Source organism: Photobacterium piscicola (genome assembly GCF_900166965.1).
GTDB lineage: Bacteria > Pseudomonadota > Gammaproteobacteria > Enterobacterales > Vibrionaceae > Photobacterium > Photobacterium piscicola.
This window is the reverse complement of the sequence record NZ_FUZI01000007.1, coordinates 25,467-51,664: the sequence shown is the minus strand read 5'-3', so window position 1 is coordinate 51,664 and position 26,198 is coordinate 25,467. Positions and strand designations below refer to the sequence as shown.

Sequence of the window (26,198 nt, the reverse complement as noted above, 5' to 3'; positions counted from 1 at the left end):
TAAGCAATAGAAGAGTGGAGCAATGGTGCTTATTGATGACATTACTGGCTTACGAATAACACATCATTTTTAATGTGAAGGGTGTAAACGTTAGCGATACGGAGAGAGTAAATGGCAACACTAGAGTTTAAAGCTTGGGAAAAGTGGTTAACCAACCTTAAATTAACCCCTAAACTTATTTTACTGATGGTGTTTAGTACGTTGTTATTAATTGGCAAACAATTGTGGGATGCGGAATTATTCTATCAATCTGTTATCGCGACTCAACAAAACAAAGTGCAGCAATTAGCCCAATCAAATGCGTTGATGCTAACAAGCTTAGCCGCTACCAACACTCAATCGTCAGCGTTAAATTCCTCTCAATTATCCACTGAAATGAGCAAGCATAGTGTATATGTTGTTGAATATAAAAATGATAATGTATTGGTGGAATCCAAATTAAATCAGGTTATTAGTATCAACCAGCCATTGGAAGAAGGACTGACATTAAGTCAGTTGCTACGTGATACGAAGCTAAATAATCAGCCATTTACGCGACAAGATAATGATGGCTATGGATATATAGTTAAATTACCTGCGTTACAGTTAGCGGTTATTAGTTACCAAACAAATGCATTGGCTGCGGGTTATTATCAACAGTATTTGGGACAAATTGTGTGGCAAACATCATTAATGGTGGTGATTTTTGTGGTGGTGTTATTACTCGCATCGCGGATTATGTTGCGTCAAATCGGTGGCTTAAAGCGAAGTATTCAAGCATTCGCCAATAATGATTTGTCACAGCCGATAGCCATGAGGTGTAGTGATGAATTTGGTGAGTTAAGTCGTGAGCTTGAACAAAGCCGTTGTCAGCTTAAAGCGGTATTGATTGCTCAACGCCAAGCGGCAACCACACTTTCACAATCCGCGGAAGTGATGTCATTAATGATGGAGCAAACTAAAGAATCCTCTCAAGAAGAATTTGCTGAAATTGATCAATTAGCATCAGCTATGGCGGAAATGACATCAACAGTACAAACCGTGGCTGGTCATGCGCGTGATGCATCTAATGCGACCTTAAATACCTCAGAACAAGCAGCAACAGGGCAACAATTTGTGAGTCGTACCATGATGACGATTAACCAATTGTCGAATGACATTACTCAATCAGCCGCCGCCGTTAATCAAGTGGAAACTCGGGTTGATAAAATAAGTTCAGTGATTGTAACCATTCAAAGTATTTCAGAACAAACTAACTTATTAGCACTTAATGCAGCAATTGAAGCCGCACGCGCGGGGGATGCTGGGCGTGGGTTCGCTGTTGTGGCTGATGAAGTACGTAATCTTGCACAACGCACTCAAACAGCGACGGTTGAAATTCAAGATATGATCGCTCAATTACAACAAAGTGCTCAACAAGCGGTGAGTTTAATGGAACGCAGTGTTATTGAAGCGGATGAAGGGGTTGATCTCGTTACCAGTGCTGGTGGCGAGTTAAATAAAATTGTTGAGCAGATTCAAGGTATTAATGATATGAATTTTCATATTGCAGCCGCAGCTGAACAGCAAAGTGCGGTGGCTGATGAAATGAATATTAACCTGACAAATGTACGAGAACTGGTTGATGGATCGGTTGGTGTGGTGACTGAATTGGCGCAAACATCAATTGATATGCAGCATCAAGTTAATGATTTAGAAGCAAAAATAGATATATTTAAAGTGTAAGTAAAATGCGTCATATTGAATAAAATAAAATTATAACGCCCATCAGTTGATGGGCGTTTTTATATGCTAAATTAGAGTTCTTTATCGAGTTACTTGTTCAAGGGACAGCGCATGGCGACCGAAAAATCACAACCTTATCCACTCATTGATCATTGTAGCGATGTCGTTGCTGCAGCCGACTTAGCCTGGGGAAAATTAGCTGATAAGCACCCGCAACTATTGGCATTATGGCAAGGAGAAGCCAAGCAGGAATTGCATACCATGTTGGGGTTAAGTGATTTTATTAGTGCCTCTCTAGTACAAGATTCAACCCTCTTAGAATGGCTACTCGACCAATATCAACATTGTGGTGATATTGATTATCGTCTGTTATTAAGCCAGCAACTCGCACAAGTAACCGATGAAATGGGCTTAATGCGTAGCTTACGTCATTTTAGACGTCGTTATATGACGTTAATTGCGTGGCAAGACTTTAGTCATCGTGCACCTTTACAGCATAGCCTCGCGAGTTTGTCGCAACTAGCAGAAGCCTTGATCATGGAAGCATATCATTGGCTTTATCAGCAGTGCTGTACTGAGTGGGGAACACCAATGAATGATCAAGGTGAACCACAACCGATGCTTATTTTAGGCATGGGTAAATTAGGGGGTGGGGAACTTAATTTTTCGTCGGATATTGATTTGATTTTCACTTATCCTGAAAACGGAGAAACGATCGGTGGCCGTCGTAGTCTGGCTAATGCGCAGTTTTTTACTCGTTTAGGACAACGGTTGATTAAAGCGTTAGATCACATCACCTTTGATGGCTTTTGTTATCGAGTGGATATGCGGTTACGCCCTTTTGGCGACAGTGGACCATTAGTGATGAGCTACGCTGCATTAGAAGATTATTACCAAGAACAAGGCCGTGATTGGGAACGTTATGCGATGATTAAAGCACGGGTAATGGGTAAAGAAAGCTTTACGCAATATCAAGGTTTACGCCAAATGCTACGGCCGTTTGTGTTTCGACGTTACATTGATTTTAGTGCCATTCAGTCATTGCGCCGTATGAAAGCGATGATTGGCAGTGAAGTGCGTCGGCGTGGCCTGACCAATAATATTAAATTAGGAGCGGGTGGCATTCGAGAAGTTGAATTTATCGCACAATCTTTTCAATTAATTCGTGGTGGACGTGAACCTAGCTTACGTGGACGGGGCTTATTACCAACCCTTGCTGCAATTAAGGAGTTAGCTTTATTACCGCCAGTTGATGTCGATATTTTAACAGCAGGGTATTGCCATTTACGTCGTCTCGAAAATTTATTGCAAGCGATTGATGATAAGCAGACCCAAACATTGCCAGATAAAGCCCTTGATCAAGCACGATTAGCTTGTGCCATGATAGAGCCAGACTGGGCCGCGTTGGTGGTAACGACAGAACAGCATATGACCGCTATTCATGCCATTTTCGACGATATTATTGGTCATGATGAGCAAGATAGTCAGCAAGATGTGGCGACGCAATACCATGAAATGTGGGCGATGGTGACTAATGAAGATGTATTACTCACTATTTTAGCTGAGCTTGATGCACCACAACAAACGTTACAAGCACAGAACTTGGTGTCTTTTAAGCATGAATTATCGAAACGAACTTTAGGCCCGCGTGGACGTGAAGCGTTAGCCACCTTAATGCCTGAAATCTTGGCGCAAGTGGTGTTACGTGATGATGCCGTACAACTGTTGCCGCGATTAACGAAATTGATCATTCGTATTGCTACTCGTACCACCTATCTTGAATTATTAACTGAACACCCTGTTGCACTCAAACAATTGATTCGATTATGTGCTGCCAGTCCAATGGTGGCTGATCAGTTGGCGTTATATCCACTGTTACTTGATGAATTACTCGATCCTCAGCACTTATATCAGCCAACAAAACTCACCAGTTATCAAGATGAATTGCATGAGTATCTGGCGCGTATTCCTGAAGAGGATATGGAACAACAGATGGAGGCGATTCGCCAGTTTAAGCAGACCCAATTATTACGGATTGCGGCAGCGGATATTGCAGGTGTATTGCCTATAATGAAAGTAAGTGATCACTTAACCTATCTTGCAGAAGCCATTATTGCGGCGGTGGTTAATCAAGCATGGTTACAAATTGCGGCTAAATATGGTGAGCCAAGCCATTTATTAGAGCGTGAAAGCAAGGGCTTTGCCGTGATTGGTTATGGCAAAGTTGGCGGCTGGGAGTTGGGATATGGCTCTGATCTTGATTTAGTTTTTATTCATGATTGCCCAGATAATGTTTATACCACTGGCAGTAAAGAAATTGATGGTCGTCAGTTTTATTTACGGTTAGCCCAACGCATCATTCATTTGTTCTCAACCAGAACCGCATCGGGGGTGTTGTATGAGGTTGATATGCGGCTACGACCTTCTGGTGCTTCTGGATTATTAGTAACGACAATCAATGGATTTGGTGAGTATCAGCAGCAACAAGCATGGACATGGGAGCATCAAGCTTTGGTTCGTGCGCGAATGGTGTATGGGGATGTGATATTACAAACCGCATTTGCCGATGTTCGCCAGCAAGTGTTAACAGTTGCTCGTGATCAGGCGCAATTAGCTAACGATGTGGTGACGATGCGCCACAAAATGCGCGCCCATCTCGGTAAGAAAAAAGCGGGTATGTTTGGTCTTAAACAAGACCAAGGAGGTATCACCGATATTGAATTTTTAGCGCAATATTTAGTGTTAGCTTATGCTCATCAACAACCGGCTTTAACACGTTGGTCTGATAATGTGCGTATTTTTGAATCAATGGCTAACTATGACATTATTGATAGCGTCACTGCTATTCAATTACAGCAAGCTTATTGTGATATGCGTAATGCCATTCACCGATTAAGTTTATTGGGGTTACCCGCTTATGTTGATCAGCAACAATTTATTGGAATGCGACAGACAGTAGAACAGGTATGGCAGCAATGGCTTGAACCTAGTCAGGTTTAGGTGTGATCCCGATGCCCCTTGATTTTAGTTTATGCTAGTATTCGAACGTTGCCATATTCTCGGAGAAAGAAATGAAACTGACGCTGCCTGATTATAACCAAGCAGAGGTATTGATTGTTGGCGATGTAATGTTAGATCGCTACTGGACGGGTCCCACTGAACGTATTTCACCAGAAGCACCAGTGCCTGTGGTTAAGGTTGATCAGATTGAAGAGCGCCCAGGTGGTGCGGCAAACGTGGCCATGAATATTGCTGCGTTAGGTGGCAATGCCAAATTGATCGGCCTAACTGGCGTAGATGAAGCAGCGCGTGCGTTAACGGAAAAGTTAACCTCATTAAATATTTGTAGTGATTTCGTTGCTCTTGCTCAATATCCAACGATCACCAAATTACGGGTGATGAGCCGTGGCCAACAGTTGATTCGATTAGATTTTGAAGAAGGTTTTCAAAATATCGATTCAGCCCCGATCCTTGAACGAATGCAACCTGCGCTAGCGAATGCAAAAGCGGTTATTTTGTCTGATTATGCTAAAGGTGCGTTAGTTCATGTGCAGGCGATGATTCAATTGGCTCGTGCAGCAAACTTACCAGTGCTAGTTGATCCTAAAGGAACTGACTTTGAACGCTACCGTGGTGCGACGTTACTGACACCTAATTTATCTGAATTTAAAGCCGTTGTTGGTTGTGTAAATTCAGATCAAGAATTAGTTGAAAAAGGCATGGCACTGATCGAACAATTTGATTTTGAAGCCTTACTGGTTACTCGCTCTGAACATGGCATGACCTTACTTGAAAAAGGGTGTGAGCCGTTACATATGCCAACCCTTGCGCAAGAAGTTTATGACGTCACGGGTGCAGGTGATACGGTTATTTCGGTACTGGCGGCATCATTATCTGCAGGTAAATCGTTATCTGATTCATGCAAACTCGCGAATGCGGCTGCGGGCGTGGTGGTAGCGAAGTTAGGTACATCAACGTTATCGACGATTGAATTAACTGAAGCAATTCATGGTAGTCAAGATACCGGTTTTGGGGTTATTTCTGAATCAGCATTAGTTGATGCGGTGAAAGCGGCACGTGCACGTGGTGAAACTGTTGTTATGACTAACGGTTGTTTCGATATTTTGCATGCAGGCCATGTTGCCTATTTAACAGAAGCGGCAAAATTGGGCGATCGACTTATTGTAGCGGTAAACTCTGATGATTCCGTTAAAGGCTTAAAAGGTCCTGGACGTCCAGTGAATCCAGAAGATCGTCGTATGGCGGTATTAGCTGGATTAGGTGCTGTGGATTGGGTGGTACCGTTTACTGAAGAGACACCACAACGATTAATCAGTGAAGTATTACCGAGCATTTTAGTTAAAGGTGGTGACTACACCCCTGAACAAATTGCAGGTGGTAAAGAAGTGATTGCGGCGGGAGGCCAAGTGTTAGTGCTTAATTTTGAAGATGGTTGTTCAACTTCAAAAATAATTGCAGCTATTCGCGGTGGACGTGGTTAATTTTCGAATTATTTATCACGCACAAAAAAAGCGCCGTTAGGCGCTTTTTTTATATTGATATTAATGGCTTATTTAGTTTGAATTAAACCTGTATTAATATCTAACACGTCTTGTTCGCTAAGTGTGCCTACCGCTTGCTTTAACTGTAATTGCGCCAGGATATAATCATAACGCGCATTAGCAAGTTCACTGTTAGCTGAGTATAGGCTACGGGTTGAGTCTAATACATCAACAATAGTACGTGTACCTACATCAAAACCAGCTTCTGTTGCTTCTAATGCTGATTTTGCAGAAACAACAGATTGTTTATATGCATTGATTGAACCAATCGTTGCATTAATGTTGTTATAGTAGTTACGTACATCTTTTACGATTAAACGGTATTGTGCTTCTAGATCTTCACTTGCCGATACGTATTTATATTGTGCTTGTTTTACTTGAGATGTGGTATTACCGCCCGTGTACACAGGAAGATCAATTCGAATACCAGCACTTAGGTTGCCTTCATCTGGGCTCATTAGTCGACTTGTATCATCGTATTGATAACCAGATTCAAATGATAAGGTCGGTAAGTGTCCTGAATCTGCTAATGAAATATTATCACGAGCAATATCTTGACCGATGCGTGACGCGAGTAAGGTCAAGTTTTCAGTTTCTGCATCTTTAACTAGATTATCAGCCGCTTGCTTAGGCTTGCTTGCTGAGAAACTTGCGGTATTTAATAGATCTAGTGATGAATAAGCATGACCAGTGATTTCACGTAATTCTTCGTAGCTATTAGCAAGAGTATTTTTCTTAACGATGATAGACGCCAATACAGTATCGTATTGTGCTTGTGCATCGTAAACGTCTGTAATTGCTGATAGACCTACTTCAAAGCGTTGTTTCATTTGTTCTAGTTGACGACCAACCGCTGCTTTTTCTGCTTCACCAAACTTCAAATCATCTTGCGCTTTTAACACATTAAAATACGCTGTAGAGACACGTAAGATTAGACCTTGTTGCGTAACTGCGTAAGCTGCATCACTTTGACGAGCTTGCTTTTCTGCAATATCAAGACCAACCCAACTAGCGCGATTATAGAGTGACTGGCTTAATGTTACGCCAGCATTGAAACCGTTATCCTTGCCTTCTTTTGAGTCAAGGTAGTAGGTGTTGTAGCCTGCAGAAAGATTAATTTGTGGCAAAAGGGTACTACGTGAAGAATTGATTGCTTCAAAAGCTGCATCTTTATCGGCCGCGGCTTTTAGAAGTTGTGGATCATTTTGCTTGGCTTGCTGATAAATCTGAGCGAGATCGTCAGCCGATGCTGATTGACTCATTGAGCCAACTGCAAGGCTAATAATGATTGGAAGCAATTTTTTCATGGATGCCTTTCCTGGTCTTGCTGACAAAAATGGGAATGTATAAATAGTGCAAGCGCCAGTTTACCTGAAGCAGGCTTGCTTGAAACTGATCATTACGTAGTTTTACCTAATGACTGTATTCTAACATTCGATAATAAACTTATTGTAATCGATTTAATAAACACCGTGTCAAAAAGATACATGATATTTAATTGTTTAAACATTAAAAGTGGAATATTACACTTAAAGTATAACTACAAGGAATATTACTTAAGTTTGATACAATATCGGTTGGAGTTGATGAACTTTTAATTGATATTTATCGTCAAAGGAGAAAATCATGACTAAAGGATCAGATAATTTATCTATGTCTCAGACATTTCATCGGAATGATGTCGAGGTTATATCAACCAAGACAGTATATGACGGTTTTTTTAAAATGATCAAATACCGTTTACGGCATAAGCTGTTTGCTGGTGGTTGGAGCGGAGAGTTTGAGCGTGAATTATTTGAACGTGGTCATGCCGCCGCCGTTTTACCCTATGATCCTGTGCGTGACCAAGTGGTATTGATTGAACAGTTTCGCGTGGGTGCGTTAGCGGCTAATTGTCAGCCATGGCAGTTAGAAATTGTGGCTGGTATGCTTGATCATGACGATGAATCAGCAGAACAAGTGGTACGTCGAGAAGCAACTGAAGAATCGGGTTTAGTGCTTGGTAAAACTGAAAAGATTTCACGTTATTTGTCTAGCTCTGGTGGTTGTTCTGAAATACTTGATATTTTTATTAGTGAGGTCGATAGTCGTTTAGCCCAAGGGATACACGGGGTTGCGAGTGAATCAGAAGATATTCGTGTACATGTTGTTTCCAGAAATCAGGCTTATCAATGGCTAGAATCTGGTAAAATTGAAAACGCAGCTACAATTATCGCATTACAATGGCTGCAACTTCATCATCAACGTTTGCGACAGGCATAAAATAAATTATCTTATAATCCTAGGGGAATGATTTGAATAAAAGGTATACTGTTGATTTGACAAGCCTAATGCGCTTGTATGAAACCAATTACGCTAAACTCCTTCCGTTATTGCCTCGCAGTGATGCTGTTGGAGATAAACACGTATACCTAGTGTGTGATGATGTATACCAGTTAGAAGTTATTGAAACAACACGTTACACCACAGTGGTAACATTAGGTTTAGTTGAGAGTAAGGCAGTGGCTGAGTATCTAGCCCCCTTATTAACTGTGCGGTTATACCATGACGCTAAGGTAGCAGAAGTGTGTGCTGCTCAACAGATTTCTCGTCTCAAGCCAATATATGATTATCCTAACTTGCGTATGCATCAAAAAAATGAGAAACATCAAGTCAACCTTTTCTTAGGTGACTGGTTGAAGCATTGTTTACGCCACGGGCTTAGTAAACAATCCGTTTGTTAATTGAACTTAATTGCTCAGAATAGACAAGGTTTTTTACGTTTTGCAGACCTATTCGCTGCCGCAGACTAACCCCGAAAGTGTGGTTCTTCTGCAAATTACTGACACTCATTTGTTTGCCAATGGTTCAGGCTCTTTGCTTGGCGTGGCAACCAAAGAAAGTTTTCATGCCGTGCTCGCTGGGGTAGATATTGCCGCGCGCCATTTTGATGCTATTGTAGCCACGGGTGATATTTCTCAAGACCATACGCCATACTCTTATCAGCGTTTTGCTGATGGTATCTCACGTTGGTCGCAACCGTGTTTTTGGTTACCTGGAAATCATGATTTTCAGCCGACAATGCAATCCATTTTACCGAGTGAGCAAATTAAGCCTCAGCAACAGGTATTAGTGGGTGATTATTGGCAAATGATTTTACTCGATAGCCAAGTACAAGGTGTACCGCATGGTGAATTAAGTGCGGAGCAATTGCTATTATTAGAGAACGCTCTGACCCGCTATCCTGAGCGGCATGCTTTGATTTTATTACACCATCATCCACTAGAAGCGGGTAGTGCGTGGCTTGATCAACATCAACTGCATAATAATAGTGGTTTATGGCATGTGATTGATCGCCACCCGCAAGTGAAAGCGGTATTGTGCGGTCATATTCACCAAGATTTAGATCGTATGTACCATGATGTGCGTGTGTTGGCGACACCATCTACGTGTATTCAGTTTATGCCAGATTCTGATGATTTTGCATTAGATCATAATAATCCGGGTTGGCGTTATTTAGAACTGACTAAAGATGGACGTATCATCACCAGCGTTCATCGCATTAGTGGTGATCAATTTAAACCCAAACTAGATGCAGCTGGTTACTAATGCCATCATTATTGATTTACTTACATGGCTTTAATAGCTCGCCATTATCATTGAAAGCCCAGCAAATGATAGCGTATTGTGACGAACACCGACCGGATATAAAGGTTGTTGCTCCTCAATTACCAAGCTATCCTGCTGAGGCAAGCCAATACCTTACACAACTCATTGAGCAGTACCAAGACCACTATACCATTGGTGTTGTCGGAAGTTCTTTGGGGGGCTATTTAAGTGCCTGGCTCAGTGAGTGCTATCAACTGCCTGCCGTGTTGGTTAATCCAGCGGTTAAGCCATATCAATTGTTAGTTGATTTTCTTGGGCCGCAACAGAATCCATACAGTGGTGAACACTATGTATTGGAGACTCAGCATATTGAACAATTGAAAGCGCTTGAAGTGCTCAATATTACCCAACCGCAATTATTATGGGTATTATTACAGCAAGGTGATGAAGTGCTTGATTATCGCCAAGCAGCATTAAAATATGCACACTGTCGGTTAACAATTGAGGCTGATGGTGATCATGGTTTTTGTGATTTTGAACGTTTTCCCGCCACCATTATTCAATTCTTAGGGTTATAACCTGACTTATCTGTTCATTGAGTAACGAGATAGGCTACCCTATAAATCAAGTTCTGTGCATTAGCATAAATGAATAGCTTGTTTACGCCCCTTTTTAATAAAGCCAAAAAAGAGGCGCCACTCACTGAATGTGAGTTTTCCGCTGACTCTCGCTTGACAACAACGCGAGGGTTACTGACTATTGTTTGTAAAATTTTCCCGTAAATTTCCGTGATATGACAGATCAAAGCTATAACGCTGGAGCCATTGAGGTTCTAAATGGCCTTGAGCCAGTACGCCGCCGTCCGGGTATGTATACCGATACGGTAAGACCTAACCACCTCGGTCAAGAAGTTATCGATAACAGTGTCGATGAAGCCTTGGCTGGACATGCTCGTAAAGTTGAAGTCATTCTTCATGCCGATCAATCATTAGAAGTGATTGATGATGGTCGTGGTATGCCGGTAGATATCCATCCAGAAGAAGGGGTTTCTGGGGTTGAACTTATTCTATGTAAATTGCATGCCGGAGGTAAATTTTCGGGCAAGAACTACCAATTTTCAGGTGGTTTGCACGGGGTAGGTATTTCAGTTGTTAACGCCCTTTCTAATCGGGTTGAAGTGACGGTTAAACGTGACGGTCAAGTGTACCAAATCGCATTTGAAAATGGCGATAAAGTCTCTGAATTAGAAGTGATTGGCACTTGTGGTCGTCGCGCTAAAGGGACTAAAGTTCATTTTTGGCCGAATCCTAAATATTTTGATAGTGCTAAATTTTCAGTTACCCGTCTTAAAAGTAATTTAAAAGCTAAAGCAGTGTTATGCCCTGGCTTAGAAGTGGTATTTACCAATAAAATAACTGATGAAACAGTTACTTGGTGCTATGAGGATGGCCTTAAAGATTATTTGGCTGAAGGTGTTAAAGGCTATACTTTATTGCCTGAAGAACCTTTTACCGGTGTCTTTAGTGGTGCAACAGAAGCGGCTGATTGGGCGCTATTATGGTTGCCTGAAGGCGGTGAATTAATTACTGAAAGTTACGTTAACCTGATTCCAACTGCACAAGGTGGTACGCATGTTAATGGTTTGCGCCAAGGCTTGCTAGATGCTATGCGGGAGTTCTGTGAGTTCCGTAATTTGTTACCGCGTGGTGTAAAGCTGACTGCCGATGACATTTGGGATCGCTGTGCGTACGTGCTCTCCGTCAAAATGCAAGACCCACAATTTGCAGGTCAAACTAAAGAACGTTTATCGTCGCGTCAATGTGCGGCATTTGTTTCTGGTGTTGTAAAAGATGCCTTTAGTTTGTGGCTGAATGAAAGGCCACAACTGGCTGAATTATTGGCAGAAGTTTGTATTGCTAATGCCCATCGCCGTATGCGAGCCAGTAAAAAAGTCGTTCGTAAAAAGATCGCTTCAGGCCCTGCATTACCGGGTAAATTAGCCGACTGTTCTCAACAAGATTTAAATCGTACTGAATTATTCTTGGTGGAAGGTGACTCGGCGGGCGGCTCTGCGAAACAAGCCCGTGATCGTATGTATCAAGCCATCATGCCGTTACGCGGTAAGATCTTGAATACGTGGGAAGTGTCATCGGATCAAGTGTTGGGATCTGAAGAAGTGCATAATATCTCAATCGCATTGGGCATTGATCCTGATAGTGATGATTTGAGTGGTTTACGCTACGGTAAAATCTGTGTGCTTGCCGATGCGGACTCCGATGGCTTACACATTGCAACGTTGTTGTGTGCCTTATTTATGAAGCACTTTGAAGCCTTAGTACGAGCTGGGCATATCTTTATTGCTATGCCTCCCCTTTACCGTATCGATTTGGGTAAAGAGGTCTTTTATGCACTGGATGAATCTGAAAAGAATGCCATTCTTGAGCGTTTAAAAGGCAAACGCGGTAAGATCAACGTGCAACGCTTTAAAGGTCTGGGTGAAATGAACCCTCTGCAATTACGTGAAACCACTATGGATCCGAATACCCGTCGTTTGGTGCAATTAACTATTGATGATGATAGTGAAACCAATGAAATGATGGATATGTTGCTCGGTAAAAAACGCGCAGAAGATCGTCGCCATTGGCTACAAAGTAAAGGCGATATGGCGGAAGTATAATTCATCCCCACGTATATCATTTTTAAATCGGCAAACATTATGTTTGCCGAATCGCATTATTTAAGACGGATTATCTCACGATGACTGATGTCTCTATGGATGGCGTTGAACAGCTTCCACTTAGAAAGTTTACTGAAGACGCTTATTTAAATTACTCCATGTATGTGATCATGGATCGTGCCTTGCCTTTTATTGGTGACGGCTTAAAACCAGTACAACGTCGTATTATTTATGCGATGTCTGAATTAGGTTTGAACGCAACAGCAAAATATAAAAAATCGGCACGTACAGTTGGTGACGTATTAGGTAAATTCCATCCACACGGTGATTCTGCGTGTTATGAAGCGATGGTACTGATGGCACAGCCTTTCTCTTACCGTTATCCGTTAGTCGACGGTCAAGGTAACTGGGGTGCGCCTGATGATCCCAAATCTTTTGCTGCAATGCGTTACACTGAATCACGTTTATCGCGTTTTTCAGAAATCCTATTATCTGAAATAAACCAAGGCACAGCCGATTGGGTACCTAACTTTGACGGTACTATACTTGAGCCTAAAATGTTGCCAGCACGATTACCTCATATTCTATTAAATGGTATTACTGGTATTGCGGTTGGTATGGCAACAGATATTCCCCCGCATAACGTACGTGAAGTAGCTAATGCTGCGGTACACATGATCGATAATCCTAATGCTGATCTTGAGCAATTAATGGAATTTGTTCAAGGTCCTGATTATCCTACTGAAGCTGAAATCATTACCTCAAAATCTGATTTGAAGAAGATGTACGCCACTGGGCGTGGTAGCGTTAAAATGCGCGCTATTTGGCATAAAGAAAACGGTGATATTGTTATTACCGCGTTGCCTCATCAGACATCAGGGGCCAAATTATTGGAGCAAATTGCGGCGCAAATGCGTGCTAAAAAATTGCCAATGGTTGAAGACCTGCGTGATGAATCGGATCATGAAAACCCAACTCGAATCGTGATTGTGCCGCGTACTAATCGTATTGATTGCGATCAGTTAATGAACCACTTATTTGCATCAACAGATTTAGAAAAAAGTTTTCGTGCGAACATTAATATGTTGGGCTTAGATGGTCGTCCACAAGTTAAAGGCTTGGTGACGATTATTAAAGAATGGCTTGAGTACCGCCGTAGTACTGTTCGTCGCCGTTTGCAGTATCGTTTAGATAAAGTGATCGCCCGTTTACATATTTTGGAAGGTTTATTAGCGGCATATTTAAATATTGATGAAGTGATTGAGATCATTCGTAGTGAAGATGATCCCAAAGCTGAATTAATGTCACGCTTTGATTTAAGTACAACCCAAGCGGATGCAATTCTAGAAATTAAACTGCGTCAGTTAGCCAAGCTTGAAGAAATTAAGATCCGTGGCGAATTAGACGAATTAGCCAAAGAACGCGAACAACTTGAAAAACTATTAGGTTCTGAGCGTCGTTTAAATACTTTAATTAAAAAAGAAATGATCGCTGATGCTGAAAAGTATGGTGATGATCGTCGTTCTCCATTAATTGAACGAGCAGAAGCAAAAGCCATGACTGAGCGTGATTTACTGCCAAGTGAAGTGATCACGGTTGTTCTGTCTGAAAAAGGCTGGATCCGTCATGCGAAAGGGCATGATGTTGATCCTAATACACTTAATTATAAATCAGGTGATAACTACCTTGCACACGCGCGAGGTAAGAGTAATCAACCCGCGATATTCTTAGGTTCAGATGGTCGTAGTTATGCGCTTGAGTCTCATAGTTTACCATCCGCACGTAGCCAGGGTGAGCCGATTACTGGTCGTTTAAATCTGACGCCTGGCACCAATATGCGACAGGTAATGATGGCTGATGATAATCAATTATGGCTAATGGCATCCGATGCAGGCTATGGTTTCATCTGTAAGAGCAGTGATATGGTATCGAAAAATAAGAGCGGTAAAGCCTTATTAACCGTACCTGAAAAGTCCTTAGTGCTGCCACCGCAGCCTATTGCTGATATTAATAATGATCAAATCATGGCCATCACTAATGAAGGTCGAATGCTATTATTCCCAATTAAAGATTTACCACAGTTGGGTAAAGGCAAGGGGAATAAGATCATTAATATTCCATCAGCACGCGCAAAAGCCCGTGAAGAGTTTTTGTCGTATTTGATGGTGATCACAGCTGATAGTCATGTAACCTTGTATGCAGGTAAGCGAAAGTTAGGTCTGAAACCAAGTGATCTTGAGAACTTCCGTGGTGAGCGAGGACGTCGAGGCTCAATGTTACCACGAGGCTTGCAACGTGTGACTGATATTGAAATTGATTCTCCGCAAACAGCAACCGATGATCAATTAACCGACAGTTAATGACGGTGATAGATACCATAAAGCCCTCTTTTTATTGAGGGTTTTTTAATGATTTATGTGTGTAGGTTGTGTTGTTAATTATAACGTTATAGATCCATATAACAGGTGTAATTTTCTTTGCTGTGGGTATACTGGCGCACACTTGTACGCTGAGGAGTGTTTGAATGATTTATATTTTACGCATGATTGCGGTCGCGATCTTTGCGATTGTAACCTTTGTCTTTGGCTGTGGTTATTGCTTATTTAGCCCTCGAAACCCTAAACATGTTTATACTTTTGGGCGGCTTTTTAGCAAAATGTCGCGGGTTGTCGGGATTAAACTTGAAATCCGTTATGCTGAAGGTGCTGATCAAGTAGGTCCAGCGGTTTATATTGCTAACCACCAAAATACTTATGATTTATTTACTGTTTCTGGTGCAATTATGCAGCGAACAGTAACCGTAGGTAAAAAAAGTTTAGTCTGGATCCCATTGTTTGGGCAATTATACTGGATCACAGGTAACATTCTCATTGATCGTGCAAATCGCAGTAAAGCGGTTGGCACTATTGGTCAGGTTGTGGATAAAATTAAAAAAAATAAAGTCTCAGTATGGATGTTCCCTGAAGGTACACGCTCTCGTGGACGTGGTTTATTGCCTTTTAAAACAGGCGCTTTTCATGCCGCTATCGGTGCTCAAGTTCCTGTTGTACCCATTGTTTGTAGTTCAACTGATAACGTAAAACTAAACCGTTGGGATAATGGCCTTGTGATCGTTGAGGTAATGAAGCCGATTGCGACGCTTGGCTTGGATAAAGAAGATGTTCGTAACTTATTAACCCAAAGTCGTGATCTAATGGCTGTGAAGCTAGCAGAATTAGATCAAGAAGTAGCTCAACGCAATAAACATTAACTGTATCTATTTAAAGCTTAATAAATATAGCTAAAAGATATAACATGAGCATCATTAACAAGGACATGTTTTATGAACATGTCCTTGTTTTGTTTTATTGTTAATAAATAACAAAAAGCAATATTTTGATATAAAAGTAGAAGATAATCATGACTGAAGAATATGTAGTATTAGTAGATGAACAAGGCCATGAACTTGGTCTACAAGAAAAAATGCAGGCTCACCGTGATGGCACATTGCATTTGGCGTTTTCAGTATTACTTTATCGTGATACTCCCTCTGGGCGTGAGTATTTATTACATCAACGCGCACTAGAGAAATATCATAGCGGTGGTTTGTGGACCAATACTTGTTGTTCTCACCCTCGTCAAGGGGAGTCATTTAGCCAAGCGGGTATTCGTCGCTTACAAGAAGAAATGGGCATTACGTTATCAACCCACTTAATCGATGTGGGTCATTTTTGTTATTACGCGACATTGGATCAACAGTTAATTGAGCATGAGTTAGATCATGTGCTGATCGCAAATGGTGACGGTTTGGTGTTTACGCCTAATCCTGCAGAAGTGATGGCTTATCGTTGGTGGTCTATCGCGGAGTTGCAGTTGCAATTACAACAAGCCCCGCAGTTATTTACCGCATGGTTTGCGCAGGTATTTGCAATGGCTGAACAGTCTTATTCTTAATTCTAATAATAAAAAGCGATCACTAATTTCAGTCTCGTGATCGCTTTTTTAACGATTATTTACGTACAGCAATCGCTTCAATTTCAATTTTTACATCTTTAGGTAGACGCGTAACTTCAACACAAGAGCGAGCAGGGTAAGGCGCATTGTGTTCATCGAAAAATGCACCGTAAACTTCATTTACTGCACCAAAATCATTTAGATCTTTAACAAATACAGTCATCTTCACGATATCAGCAACGCCTAAGCCTGATGCTTCTACAACTGCTTTAACGTTATCTAATGATTGACGTGTTTGAACGGCAATGTCTTCTGCAACGTCACCTGTTAGTGGGTTAACAGGGATCTGGCCTGATGTTAGCACCATGCTACCAAGATCAACACCTTGTACGTAAGGACCGATTGCTGCTGGTGCTTGCTCTGTATGAAGAATTTTTGTCATGATTTATCCTATTTAATGATCATAAAAAGGCACAGGTAATCGCCTTTAAGTGTTAATTAATATGGGGGCAATAACGCTTATATTCAACTAATGATCATCGTAATCAATCGCTATTTCAACCCTAAGCAATGTTTTACTACCTGTAGGCATTGGTTGATTCGTGTTATGTCTTTTGGTGCAACCATCACCGTATCATTGCCACCGATGGTGCCTAAAATATCCACATGAGGCTGCATATCAATTAATCGTGCCACTAATTGTGCACTACCAGGGTGAGTTTTAATGACCACAACAAGTTGGTTATGACTGACAAATTCTATTTGTGATGCAATGGATGCATTAATTTTAATCGGTTCATTTTCGGTGGTAAGGCAATAAATTTTTTTCCCCGCAGCATTGGGTACTTTCGCTACGCCTAAGCGTAGTAATAGCCGTGATACTGTTGATTGGCTGATATCGTGAAAGCCTAATTCAATTAATTGATACCGAATATCATCTTGCGTTGTAAAGCTTTGTTGTTGTAATAAACGTTTACATGCTGATGTCATATTATCATTACAATAATGATGATCGATTGCTGGGGGTTGGATATCCATTGAAGTCACTCCTTGGCAATGTATGAATCAATAATGGGTTGGCGATATAAATTATCGGCGCGGCAATGTGCGCATTATTTCATATGGATAGTATCAATTATAATATAGTGGTGATATGACCATTATCACCAAATAACAAACGTAAGATGGAGTTATTGTAGTGAATAATGGCAATGTGATGCTGATTAACGTTATTGAATATGGCTAATTAATAACAAATCTGTGATCTTGTAGAGGAAAACATACCCAGCGCCTACACTTTGTTATTGAAAGTGTATTTACTGGGTAAGAGGAGTGAATAGTAATATTAGCTATTACATTCAGTGACGATTTGGCGTGAGAACACTTTTTCGCAGTATTTACATTTTAGCTGAATATCTGATTTTTTAGTCAGCACTTTAAAGCCACTGTTAACGGGTTCGCCGTGTGATATACAGTTACTGTTTGGGCATTTGAAGATAGCACTGATAAATTCAGGTAGTGATAAATTTAGCTTTTTAACTACTTCATAATTTTCAATTTGATTAACCGTTGCCTTTGGTGCGTAAAGCGCTAATTGATTGGCTTGATCTTCAGTGACAAACACATTTTCAATTTTAATTAGATCTTTAGCACCTAGCGCAGAAGATGGCAAATTAAGCCCGATAGTGACACGCTCATTTGTACCATCGATATTAAATAATTTAAGAATCTTAATACCAATATTGGCTGGGATATGATCGATAACAGTACCGTTTTTAATTGCTTCAACTTTTAGTTGGGTTTCCTTAACCATGATCATCACACCTTTTTATAAAGTTTCATTAAGTACAAGAGCCAGTAACGCTTGACGCGCATAAACACCATTTTCTGCTTGTTGGAAGAAGTAAGCATATTTAGTCTTATCGACATCGACAGTGATTTCATCAACCCGTGGCAGTGGATGTAATACTTTTAGGTTGTCACGAGCGCTTTCTAACATGTTGGCGGTTAAAATATAAGCGGCTTTCATATGCACATATTCAGACTCATCAAAACGCTCTTTTTGAACACGAGTCATGTAAAGAATATCTAACTCAGGAATGACGTCTTCCATGTTGTTGTGCAAGCTGTAACTGATACCTGCATCATCCAATTCTTCACAAATATAATCCGGCATTGCCAATACTTCAGGGGCAATAAAGAAGAATTTAACATCATTAAACTTTGATAATGCTTGAGTTAATGAGTGTACGGTACGGCCATATTTTAAATCACCAACGAAGGCGATATTAATACCATCAAGTCGACCTTGGGTTTCATGAATAGTAAATAGATCCAACAAGGTTTGGGTTGGGTGTTGGTTTGCACCATCGCCACCATTGATAACAGGTACACCATTAGAAAACTCAGACGCTAAACGTGCAGCCCCTTCTTGCGGATGACGCATAACAAATGCATCAACATAAGAAGTAATCACTTGCACTGAGTCAGATAATGTTTCGCCTTTATTCGCCAGCGATGTATTTCCTGGTGAATCAAAACCGACCACTGTGCCACCTAGGCGTTGGATAGCGGTTTCAAAAGAAAGACGGGTACGGGTCGATGGTTCAAAGAAGCAACTAGCGACGACTTTATTTTTAAGTAAGGTCGGGTTAGGTTCGGCTTTTAGTCTCGCAGCTGTATCAATAATAAGCTCTAGTTCAGCACGATTAAGCTCTGGTATAGAAATAATATGCTTTTTAAACAGCGAATTAGCCATGGCTTCTTTCCCTATGATGGTTTGATTAAATTGAAATACGGTTGTTGTTTGCTAAATTTTAGGCAAAAAAAAGCCCCCTATTAAAAGGAGGCTTTTTTTTGAAAAATAGGAAAAATAAAATAACAAACCATCATCAAAGGATGATTACTGCGAGTTAATGTCGAGTTGATTGCAGGGTTCATTTTTTATCTCTTGCTAGGCAAATTGCAAGGATTATACCGTCTATTTTTTATGGCGCAAGCGTTTGCGTTAACTATTCAATCTACGGATTTTTATGCAATTTTAGTTATGTAATTTTTGGTGTTTTCTGTTCTTATTTGTATGAAAAGTAAAGATATTTATTTTGTGTTGAATTTTATGTCTGCAAAAATATGCAACTGCCGTTCAAGCGAACGGCAGGGTATTAAACATTATTATTGTTGATAGTCACTTAGTTACCCAGTGTTGCTACCATTACCGCTTTAATAGTATGCATACGGTTTTCTGCTTCATCAAATACAATTGAGTGGTCAGATTCAATCACTTCATCGGTTACTTCTACCCCTTTAGACAGCATAGGGTAAGCTTGAGCAAGCTCTTTTCCAACGGTGGTATCTTCACCATGGAAAGCAGGTAAACAGTGCATAAATTTCACATGTGGATTACCCGTTGCTTTTAACATTGCCATATTGACTTGGTATGGCAGCATTAAATTGATTCGTTCAGCCCATGCTTCTTTGGCTTCACCCATAGAAACCCACACATCGGTATAAAGGAAATCACACCCTTGAACACCTTCTTGAACGTCTTCTGTCATGGTGATTTTAGCGCCTGTTTCAGCGGAGATCTCACGACATTGAGCGACAAGTTCAGCATCAGGCCAAAAAGCTTTTGGTGCGACAAGGCGAATATCCATCCCCATTTTTGCAGCACCAACCATTAATGAATTACCCATGTTATTGCGTGCATCACCTAGGTAAGCAAATGATATTTGATGTAATGCTTTGCCGCGGCCGTGTTCTTGCATCGTTAGGAAGTCTGCTAAAATTTGCGTTGGGTGGAATTCATCAGTTAAACCATTCCATACTGGCACTCCTGCGTATGCGCCAAGTTCTTCAACAATAGCTTGTCCAAAACCACGGTATTCAATGCCATCGTACATACGACCTAATACACGAGCGGTGTCTTTCATTGATTCTTTATGGCCAATCTGAGAGCCAGAAGGACCTAAGTAAGAAACTTGTGCGCCTTGATCAAAAGCGGCAACTTCAAATGCACAACGCGTACGGGTTGAGGTTTTTTCAAAGATCAGCGCAATGTTTTTACCTTTAAGGCGTGGTTGCTCATAACCATTGTATTTTGCTTTTTTTAATTCAGCCGATAGTTCAAGTAAATGTTGAATCTCACGAGGAGTGAAATCAAGTAATTTTAGGAAGTTACGATTACGAAGATTAAAAGCCATGATGTATCCCTCTTAAGGTTCAGTATCTCTTCGACTGAATCTTTTATGTTATAGTTGAGTTACTCAAAAATATTTAATGTTAATAATATGTGTATCTTATTTTTTATTGTTTGTGAATAGTTATTCTACTTATCTGCAATAATATTTGTTCCTGCAAGCCCTTTTAGAATCTCTAAGCCGTCATGTAATGCGCCGATACCGACTAATTTTCCACCTTGCTTAATAAATTCGCAGGAAGCTTCAATCTTGGGACCCATAGAGCCCGCATCAAAGCTGTACTGCGATAATGCACGTGGTGTGGTGCTGGAAATGGCTTTTTGGGTTGCTTTGCCCCAATCAAGATAAACAGCATCGGCATCAGTCAAAATAAGCAAGGCATCGGCGTTTAATTGCTTGGCGAGATAAGCTGCTGACATGTCTTTATCAATTACAGCTTCAACCCCAACCAGTTTGTTATTTTCACGTTTAACGGGAATACCACCGCCACCAGTACAAATGACTAAGTGATCGCGTTTAATTAAGGTTTCGATTGCATCACATTCCACGATGCCAATCGGTTGTGGGCTTGGTACCACACGGCGGTAATATTGACCGTCAGCCTTTACCGTCCATTGGAACTTCTCCGCTAACTCACGTGCTTCAGCTTCTTGATATACAGGACCAATAGGCTTGGTTGGATCCGCAAAGGCTGGGTCTTGTGGATCAACGAGCATTTGAGTCAGCATGCAAGAGACATCTTGTTCTGGCAGTAAATTCTTTAATTCCTGCATTAAGATATAGCCGATCATGCCTTGTGTTTCAGAGCCCAGCACGTCTAATGGGTAAGGCATGACTTTTTTATATTCCAATCCTTGCAGTGCCAGTAACCCGACTTGAGGACCGTTACCATGTACCAATACCACGTTATATTGTTGCGCAATTGCCGCGATAGTTTTGGCCGCTGTTGCAATGTTTTGACGTTGAATGCTGGCTTCTAAAGGCTCACCGCGGCGTAATAAAGCATTGCCACCAAGGGCAACCACAACCGTTTGTTTAGTCATCGCTGTGTCTCTCCGTATTTATTAGTGGCTGGTCGGTAGTCGCACCAGCCTTTGTTATTGGGTTAAATACCATCACGCTCAATTGGGCAACTCATGCAGCGAGCACCACCGCGACCGCGGCCAAGTTCATCACCAGGAATAGGTAATACGGTGATGCCTGCTTTATCGTATTTTTCATTGGTGTAAGTGTTACGCTCATAACCAATAACTACCCCAGGGCTGACGGTTAATACGTTGTTAGCATCGTTCCATTGCTCACGTTCAGCTTCAAAGTTATCGCCACCAGTGGTAATTAAATTAAGTTGATCAACGCCCAAAGCTTTTTCGATAGCGTGAACAAAATAACTTTCTTCTTTAGCTTTAACATTGCCGTAAGCATCGCCAGTTAGGCTCCAGCATTGGACATCTTTACGAATAACTTCAGGGTAAACAGAGAAAGTGTCTTCACGCATATGCGTCATAACGGTGTCAAGGTGCATGCATGAACGATGCTTTGGTAATTCCATTGCAATCACTTGTTTGGCTTGGCCGTGCTTAAATAAGCTAGCGGCTAATGCTTCAACACCTTGTGGTGTGGTGCGCTCTGACATACCGATTAACACGCTGCCTTTACCTATAACTAAAACATCACCGCCTTCAATAGTGGATTTGTCATAAGCATTTTGCTCATCGCCAAAGTATTTTATGAAGTCTTGGCCTGCAAACGTTGGGTGCCAGCGGTAAATAGCACGTAAGTGGTTGGTTTCACGTTGACGCGCTTCTTTAGCCATCGGGTTAATAGAAACACCGCCATACACCCAACATGAGGTATCACGGGTAAAAAGATGATTAGGTAATGGCTTAATAATAAAGTCACAAGGTGAATGCATTCTTTGCATAATAGAAGAAGATTGCAGTGGCAATTCGGCGTAACTTAAACCGCCTAATAAAATGGAAGCGAGTTCTGCGTGAGGTAAGTCAGCTAAGAAACAGCGAATGTCATTCGCAAAGGTATCACCAAAGCGGTAATTTGATATTTGCGTTGATAGCAACCAATCTTTGGCTTCAGGAATAGCTAATGTTTCACTTAACATGGTTTGCAATAATAAAACTTCAACACCTTGTTGGCGTAAAGTATTCGCAAATACATCATGTTCTTCACCCGCTTTTTCAACGGATAAAACATCATCAAATAATAAATCTTGGCAATTAGATGGTGTAAGATTATTTAAAGCACGCTCTGGACGATGGATTAGTACGCGGCGTAGTTGACCTATTTCAGAACCCACATAAAAGTTACTCATGATAGTATCTCTCTATTTATGCCTGTTAATGATTGGCTATGTTTAAAGTTACGAAGCGTTAAATAAGTATTGCGTGTTGTTTATGCAATTAATTCTACGTGGTTAACTATATTTGTATAAGACCGTTATCACACTTTAATTATTAATAACTTAGCTAGGTTATGGTGGTTATTTGCAAAAAATAATAGTGAAAAAATAAAAATATAGCCTGGTTTATTATGTGGTTTTGATGTTTTTTTAAGAATTATTATTATCTTATGTTATTGTTTTTAATTGATATTTATTTTTAATATGGAATCTTATTCATTTTATTATTTTAAATAAGTTTTAATGCTGTTGAATAATATTCATCCAATATGATTATCTATTTTAAATAATGGTCTTTATGCGCTTGGTATTTAATTTTTAAAGTGTTTTTTGTGATGCTGATTCATTATTTATTAAACTAGTTAAATGTTATTTTTTTTATTTAAATATGTATTATAGGGTTATAGAGTTATAGGGTTATAGAGTTATAGAGTTATAGGGTTATAGAGTTATAGAGTTATAGAGTTATAGAGTTATAGAGTTATAGAGTTATAGAGTTATAGAGTAGAGATAAGAGTAGGACGTAAGGAATAATAAAAATATTAACAACAAGTATAGTGATAAATTAAATGATAATAAAAAATCTAATTCTATTTAGACTGAAAAATAAAAAACCGCCCAAGGGCGGTTTTAATTATTTAAAATGATTTAATGGGTAAATTAAAGATCTACACTAATATTACGCCAATACTTAATACCACCATCGTAAATACAATAATAATACCTAATAATGGTGCGACCCATTTTAACCATCGAACATAAGGAACACGCGCAATTGCGAGTCCTCCCATTACTACAGCAGACGTAGGAGTAACTAAATTCACTACACCTGACGCAGATTGGTAAGCCGTTACAACGAGCTCTCGTCCGACCCCTGAAAAATCAGCCAATGGCGCCATAATCGGCATGGTGAGTACTGCCAACCCTGAAGTTGATGGCACTAAAAATGACAGTAGTATTTCTAATATATACATCACATTGATAAATACCACCGCTGAGAGGCCGGTGACGATGTGCTCGGCTGAGTTTAGAATGGTATCTGTGATCATGCCGCGATCCATGATCACCACAATACCACGCGCAATACCGATAATTAACGCCACGCCAAGCAGATCTCGTGCACCATCAATAAAGCTGGTTGAAAAATCTTCCTCGCTCATTCGTGATACAAAGCCAATCAGAATCGAGGCACCAAGGAACATGGCGGATATTTGTGGCATCCACCAACCAGCAACAGCAACGCCGTAAATCATTACTGCAAACGAGAGTCCAAAAATCGCCAGAATAATTTTACGGGTGGTGGTGAATTCCAGCATTTGGTCAGATTGATTACTTAAAAAATGCGCTTTATTTTGTTCATATTGGTCATATACAATTGATTTTGTTTTATCTTCGCGCACCATTTTTGCATAGCGCATGACGTAACCAACACAGATTAACCAGCCAACCGTTAGAATAATAATCCGTAACATAATGCCATCAGTGAACGGTATGCCTGCCGCATTAGAAGCAATAACTGTTGCAAATGGGTTTATCGTCGAGCCCAATGTTCCAATGCCAGCCCCCAGTAATACAGTTGCCGCAGCGACAAGAGGATCAAACCGTGCCGCCATCATTACCGGAACTAATAAGGTATAAAAAGGTAATGATTCTTCTGCCATACCATAAATGGTGCCGCCAGCGGCAAACAGACCCATCAGAATCGGGATCATTAATTCTTCTTTACCATGCAGGCGGGCCGTGACGCGCTCAATACCTGCATCAATGGCTCCTGTTTTTGTCACTAACCCTAAAAAGCCACCGATAATGAGAATGAACAGTGACACATCAATAGCTGCAGCTTCATAAGACTCATGGTTATAGAAGCCATCTATAGGAGCAAGTAAGACATCAATAACGCCCTGAGGATTGCTCTCAACGGGTTTATAGGTACCAGTAATTGGGACTTCTTTACCAAGATCTACATTCATTTCACGATCATATTGACCAGCTGGTACAACCCATGTCAGCGCGGCAACTAAAGCAATAAGCGTAAATAAAATGGTGTAGGCCGATGGGAATTTTAATTGAGAAAAAAAGCTTTTCTTTTCGGGTTTAATTTCTGTATGTGTCGTCATGGTTATCTCCTGCACCGTCGGTTAATGATAACCATAAGGTGTGTTTGTCTGCATGAGTGATAAAGAAGCACTTATGGATAAATAAGGGAACAAACAATAAACGTAATTTATTCAAAACGGGTGTTGCTGAGTATATAAGGTGTAAGTCGCTAATAAACAATCTCATTTGGTCTTGGGGCCTTATGATTCTAAAGCGGAATATAGTTACTAACTCAACGATTGTTCACAGTTTTTTTGCATCAATATTAATGCATCAGGGCATGATTTTTCGATGAGGGATATTAGTGTAAAAAAAATGGGTGGCTATGCGAATAATAAATATACGAAAGGCGGATAAGGGCTGATGCTGCGGCTATTGTTGAATGAATGTTGAAATAAGCATGGAATATTATGCATTACAATGAGTATTTAGTGGTTTAACGTTAATTCATCAACGCTTGATTAAGATCAATTTAGGCTTGGGGGATGCGTAACATATGGTAATTGAGTGCAAACCATGCGATATTTGCCAGCAAATTTATTCCATAGGTGGAGTGATACCATGTCTTACGCAGAATTGATTGCAGAGCAAAAAGAAGAAACGCGCGAAATTATCGCCGCACTACTTGAAGATGGCAGTGAGCCAGAGGCGCTTTACACTATTGAGCACCACTTCTCTGCAGACACATTTGAAGAACTAGAAGCTGCAGCGGTTGAAGCATTTAAACTTGGTTTTAATGTTTTAGAAGCAGAAGAGCTAGAGCTTGATCCTGAAGATGGCGGTGGCAAGGTTGTATGTTTTGATGCAGTTATGGAGTCAGCTCTAAATGCTGATCTTATTGATGAGCAAGCTGAAAAGCTCATCAAACTAGCTGAAAAACACAGCATTGATTATGACGGTTGGGGTACCTACTTCGAATCTGACGAAGATGATGAAGAAGAGAGCGAAGACGAAGAATAAGTCGTCATAATACCACTCTGTTCTAAAAAGCCGGCATTTTGCTGGCTTTTTCTACTTTTTGGCGGTGA

The 26,198-nt window shown here is 40.6% G+C and carries 21 protein-coding genes; 12 read left to right on the top strand and 9 right to left on the bottom strand.

Annotated elements, in window-relative coordinates; genetic code table 11:
* Positions 1-111: 111 nt before the first annotated feature.
* The 3 genes from CZ809_RS15995 to hldE all read left to right on the top strand — a co-directional run bounded on the left by CZ809_RS15995 (position 112) and on the right by hldE (position 6,206).
* Positions 112-1,704, top strand: a complete 1,593-nt coding sequence (locus CZ809_RS15995) for a methyl-accepting chemotaxis protein (RefSeq protein ID WP_080158571.1) — start codon at positions 112-114, stop codon at positions 1,702-1,704.
* Positions 1,705-1,815: 111 nt separating this feature from the next.
* On the top strand, positions 1,816-4,704 hold the full coding sequence (gene glnE / locus CZ809_RS15990) for a bifunctional [glutamate--ammonia ligase]-adenylyl-L-tyrosine phosphorylase/[glutamate--ammonia-ligase] adenylyltransferase (RefSeq protein WP_080158570.1): 2,889 nt from the start codon (positions 1,816-1,818) through the stop codon (positions 4,702-4,704).
* A gap of 71 nt (positions 4,705-4,775) precedes the next feature.
* Positions 4,776-6,206: a bifunctional D-glycero-beta-D-manno-heptose-7-phosphate kinase/D-glycero-beta-D-manno-heptose 1-phosphate adenylyltransferase HldE gene (gene hldE, locus CZ809_RS15985; protein WP_080158569.1), complete on the top strand. Its 1,431-nt coding sequence runs from the start codon at positions 4,776-4,778 to the stop codon at positions 6,204-6,206.
* A gap of 68 nt (positions 6,207-6,274) precedes the next feature.
* Here the strand turns inward: hldE and tolC are convergent, their stop codons facing one another.
* Complete coding sequence (gene tolC / locus CZ809_RS15980; RefSeq protein WP_080158568.1) at positions 6,275-7,573, bottom strand: outer membrane channel protein TolC; 1,299 nt, start codon at positions 7,571-7,573, stop codon at positions 6,275-6,277.
* 319 nt (positions 7,574-7,892) lie between these two features.
* Here tolC and nudF point away from each other — a divergent pair, with 319 nt between their 5' ends.
* The 8 genes from nudF (at position 7,893) to idi (ending at position 16,464) form a co-directional block, all read left to right on the top strand.
* Entirely contained in the window at positions 7,893-8,528 is a 636-nt protein-coding gene (gene nudF, locus CZ809_RS15975; protein WP_080158567.1) for an ADP-ribose diphosphatase, read from the top strand.
* Between the two features lie 32 nt (positions 8,529-8,560).
* Entirely contained in the window at positions 8,561-8,989 is a 429-nt protein-coding gene (locus tag CZ809_RS15970; RefSeq protein ID WP_080158566.1) for a DUF1249 family protein, read from the top strand.
* 40 nt (positions 8,990-9,029) lie between these two features.
* Positions 9,030-9,854 carry a 3',5'-cyclic-AMP phosphodiesterase gene (gene cpdA / locus CZ809_RS15965; protein ID WP_080158565.1) on the top strand — a complete coding sequence of 275 codons (825 nt, stop codon included), beginning with the start codon at positions 9,030-9,032 and terminating at the stop codon, positions 9,852-9,854.
* Positions 9,854-10,432, top strand: coding sequence for an esterase YqiA (yqiA, locus tag CZ809_RS15960; RefSeq protein WP_080158564.1), 579 nt, complete (start codon positions 9,854-9,856; stop codon positions 10,430-10,432). The genes cpdA and yqiA overlap by 1 nt, the downstream gene beginning before the upstream one ends.
* 215 nt (positions 10,433-10,647) lie before the next feature.
* Complete coding sequence (gene parE, locus CZ809_RS15955; protein WP_080158563.1) at positions 10,648-12,531, top strand: DNA topoisomerase IV subunit B; 1,884 nt, start codon at positions 10,648-10,650, stop codon at positions 12,529-12,531.
* A gap of 80 nt (positions 12,532-12,611) precedes the next feature.
* Complete coding sequence (gene parC, locus CZ809_RS15950; RefSeq protein ID WP_080158562.1) at positions 12,612-14,891, top strand: DNA topoisomerase IV subunit A; 2,280 nt, start codon at positions 12,612-12,614, stop codon at positions 14,889-14,891.
* A 164-nt stretch (positions 14,892-15,055) separates the two neighbouring features.
* A complete protein-coding gene (locus CZ809_RS15945; RefSeq protein ID WP_080158561.1) occupies positions 15,056-15,781 on the top strand; it encodes a 1-acylglycerol-3-phosphate O-acyltransferase in 726 nt (241 codons plus the stop codon).
* Between the two features lie 149 nt (positions 15,782-15,930).
* Positions 15,931-16,464: an isopentenyl-diphosphate Delta-isomerase gene (gene idi / locus CZ809_RS15940; protein ID WP_080158560.1), complete on the top strand. Its 534-nt coding sequence runs from the start codon at positions 15,931-15,933 to the stop codon at positions 16,462-16,464.
* 55 nt (positions 16,465-16,519) lie between these two features.
* On the opposite strand, the gene CZ809_RS15935 is transcribed toward idi, so the two are convergent.
* From CZ809_RS15935 to CZ809_RS15900, 8 genes are all read right to left on the bottom strand, one after another.
* On the bottom strand, positions 16,520-16,906 hold the full coding sequence (locus CZ809_RS15935; RefSeq protein WP_080158559.1) for a Rid family detoxifying hydrolase: 387 nt from the start codon (positions 16,904-16,906) through the stop codon (positions 16,520-16,522).
* 110 nt (positions 16,907-17,016) lie between these two features.
* Positions 17,017-17,502, bottom strand: a complete 486-nt coding sequence (locus CZ809_RS15930; protein WP_080158558.1) for an arginine repressor — start codon at positions 17,500-17,502, stop codon at positions 17,017-17,019.
* 307 nt (positions 17,503-17,809) lie between these two features.
* A complete protein-coding gene (gene pyrI, locus CZ809_RS15925) occupies positions 17,810-18,277 on the bottom strand; it encodes an aspartate carbamoyltransferase regulatory subunit (RefSeq protein ID WP_080158557.1) in 468 nt (155 codons plus the stop codon).
* A gap of 15 nt (positions 18,278-18,292) precedes the next feature.
* Positions 18,293-19,222: an aspartate carbamoyltransferase gene (gene pyrB / locus CZ809_RS15920; RefSeq protein ID WP_080158556.1), complete on the bottom strand. Its 930-nt coding sequence runs from the start codon at positions 19,220-19,222 to the stop codon at positions 18,293-18,295.
* 430 nt (positions 19,223-19,652) lie between these two features.
* Positions 19,653-20,663: an ornithine carbamoyltransferase gene (locus CZ809_RS15915; RefSeq protein ID WP_080158555.1), complete on the bottom strand. Its 1,011-nt coding sequence runs from the start codon at positions 20,661-20,663 to the stop codon at positions 19,653-19,655.
* A 125-nt stretch (positions 20,664-20,788) separates the two neighbouring features.
* A complete protein-coding gene (arcC, locus tag CZ809_RS15910) occupies positions 20,789-21,703 on the bottom strand; it encodes a carbamate kinase (RefSeq protein ID WP_080158554.1) in 915 nt (304 codons plus the stop codon).
* A gap of 62 nt (positions 21,704-21,765) precedes the next feature.
* Complete coding sequence (gene arcA, locus CZ809_RS15905; RefSeq protein WP_080158553.1) at positions 21,766-22,986, bottom strand: arginine deiminase; 1,221 nt, start codon at positions 22,984-22,986, stop codon at positions 21,766-21,768.
* A 755-nt stretch (positions 22,987-23,741) separates the two neighbouring features.
* Positions 23,742-25,190: a YfcC family protein gene (locus tag CZ809_RS15900; protein ID WP_080158552.1), complete on the bottom strand. Its 1,449-nt coding sequence runs from the start codon at positions 25,188-25,190 to the stop codon at positions 23,742-23,744.
* Positions 25,191-25,731: 541 nt separating this feature from the next.
* On the opposite strand from CZ809_RS15900, the gene rraB reads away from it, so the two are divergent.
* Positions 25,732-26,130, top strand: coding sequence for a ribonuclease E inhibitor RraB (gene rraB, locus CZ809_RS15895; protein WP_080158551.1), 399 nt, complete (start codon positions 25,732-25,734; stop codon positions 26,128-26,130).
* The last annotated feature ends 68 nt before the right edge of the window (positions 26,131-26,198 follow it).